Source organism: Lamprocystis purpurea DSM 4197 (genome assembly GCF_000379525.1).
Classification (GTDB): Bacteria; Pseudomonadota; Gammaproteobacteria; order Chromatiales; family Chromatiaceae; genus Thiodictyon; species Thiodictyon purpureum.
Window position 1 is genome coordinate 1 of the sequence record NZ_KB902439.1, and the last position, 2208, is coordinate 2208.

The window sequence follows — 2208 nt, forward strand, 5'->3', positions numbered from 1 at the left end:
AGGTCACAGAGTGGGGTCAGGTCTTGCAATCACGCCTGCGTGATTGCAAGACCTGACCCCGATATCGGAAAAGGGGTCGGCCAGGACAAGGGGCCAGGCTCAATTACGAATCCAATAATTGCCTAACGAACGCCCAAAGAGTGAGCGCGCGCCATCAGGGTTCATGCTGGTTTGCAGGGTCAGTGGGTGGCGCGCGCCGCCTTGGGCCGAGCGTTAGCAGGTCTTGATCATCGTTCCGGCCAGCGACAGCCTGTCCGCAACTGGAGGTCGAGGCTTTAGCCGGTGGAGATTCCCGAGATCTCAAAGAAAATCAGTGGTGCCTGCGCGCCGGACCGGCTAAAGCCTCGACCTCCAGTCGCCGGAACGATGACCAAGGCCCGTTAGCAGAAACACCAGAAAAATTGATCTTAAGAGAAAAATTGTGAGCAATAAAATGCTACCGAATAGAGAAATGCCACTGTGGCTATCCTCCATTCAATCTTCGACCGATTTAGATAATGTTAAAATAGAAAATTTGCTTGAAGGGTCTTTATACTACCCATGTGGAGGCCGAGATGGTGATCCCATTAAATTTCTCGGAGGTCATATCTTCAGTTTTGTATATGCTGATAACGGCGTATCTATTCAGCAGGTTGAAAATAGTATAAATAACCAAAATCGGAATTTTTTGGGATATTACTTGGAATTCAAAAGAGACAATCCTTTCCTCTATGAATCCATTTGGTTAATTCTGAAGAGGTCAGATGAGTTCAACGATGATTTTGGGCCGGATCGATTAAGTTTATTGTATGTGCATGGAGATGACTTTGAAACTTTTAAAAATCTATATTCAAAAAATATGATTTGCCCAACAATTATAGCTTTAATAAAAGCAGGATGCATGGGTTCAGATAATTATGATGGTGATGGTAAATTAGCTACGGCTGTTTATAAATTAGGATTGCCTTCTTATATGCTAGAAGTCCCAAACAAAAGTAAAAAAAGTTTCTGGGGTAAGCATTTAGTTCAACTAAAATACCAGAAAATTAATTATGATGAATTTGACTTGGTTTTATGGGGCCACCAGGCAGTCGGGTAGCCACGCGGGATAAGCGCGGGATAAGGTTACAAGGTTAAAGGTTACTGGAAAGGGGTCAGATCCCGCAGAGTGGGGTCAGGTCTTGCAATCACGCATGCGTGATTGCAAGACCTGACCCCGATATCCTGACCCCGATATCCCCGCCTCGTCCGCGCGCATCCTCACCGCCGACAGCTTGGACTCGGTGCTGCTGCATTGAGGGCTGTGGCAGCACATCCCGATGACCGCCCCCGGTCTGATCTCGGCGTCCCGGTGAGCGCGCGCTGCCGCACAGACCACCCGGCCAGCACGGCGCATGCTGGCCATCCAGCAGCAAACCGGAACAACCATCGTGAAGAACCGTCTCGCAACTCCACCAAGACGCGACAGCAGAACTGAAGCCGTCGCGTGACGACACACCGCGCTCGGGCCTTGATCATCGTTCCACCCGATGCCGCGTGGCCGGCACCATGATCAAGGCCGGTCGCGCTGCGACTGCCCATGAACAGTAGCCACCCGGTGGCCGCCGGCGACGAGGACCGGTCCCGTCTCCTGGCGTTCTTCGCCGTGGCCTTCGCTTGGTCGTGGACCTGCTGGCTGCTGGTTCCCGCCATCAAGGCTCAGTCCGCCCTGGCGGCCGGAGTGCTATCCTGCCTCGGTGGCTTTGGGCCTGGCGTCGCAGCGGTAGCTGTGGTCGGTTACGCCGGCGGTCGCGCGGCGTTGCGCGCGTGGTTCGGGCGCTGCCTGCAATGGCGCATCGGTTGGCGCTGGTTCGCGCTGGCTTTCCTCCTGCCCTTGGCATTGATGGGGCTGGCGGCAGTCATGCACGTCGTGCTGGGCGGCACGCTGGGACCCTCGCCAGCCGTCGGACACCTGCCGCTGGCGGCGGCGAACCTGGTGCTGATCCTGCTGCTGGGCGGCCCGTTGGGCGAAGAGTTCGGTTGGCGTGGCTACGCCTTGCCGGCGCTCCAAACGCGGCACGGCTGGCGCGTCTCAAGCCTGATCCTGGGCGCGGTATGGGGGTTGTGGCACCTGCCGTTGTTCTTGAGTGCCGACACGGTGTCCTTTCGGCAAGCCTGCATGAATCCCACGCGCGGGTCCGGTAACGTGGGAGCCCCGCGTTCTTGGCGACCGGAAGGCCCAGCGTGGCC

At 55.6% G+C, this 2208-nt stretch carries 2 protein-coding genes; both read left to right on the forward strand.

Features of this window, described 5'->3' with window-relative positions; genetic code table 11:
- The first annotated feature begins 421 nt into the window (after positions 1-421).
- A complete protein-coding gene (locus A39O_RS40590) occupies positions 422-1078 on the forward strand; it encodes a hypothetical protein (RefSeq protein ID WP_157639836.1) in 657 nt (218 codons plus the stop codon).
- A 480-nt stretch (positions 1079-1558) separates the two neighbouring features.
- On the forward strand, positions 1559-2208 hold a 650-nt coding region (locus A39O_RS32565), incomplete at its 3' end, for a CPBP family glutamic-type intramembrane protease (protein ID WP_020504131.1).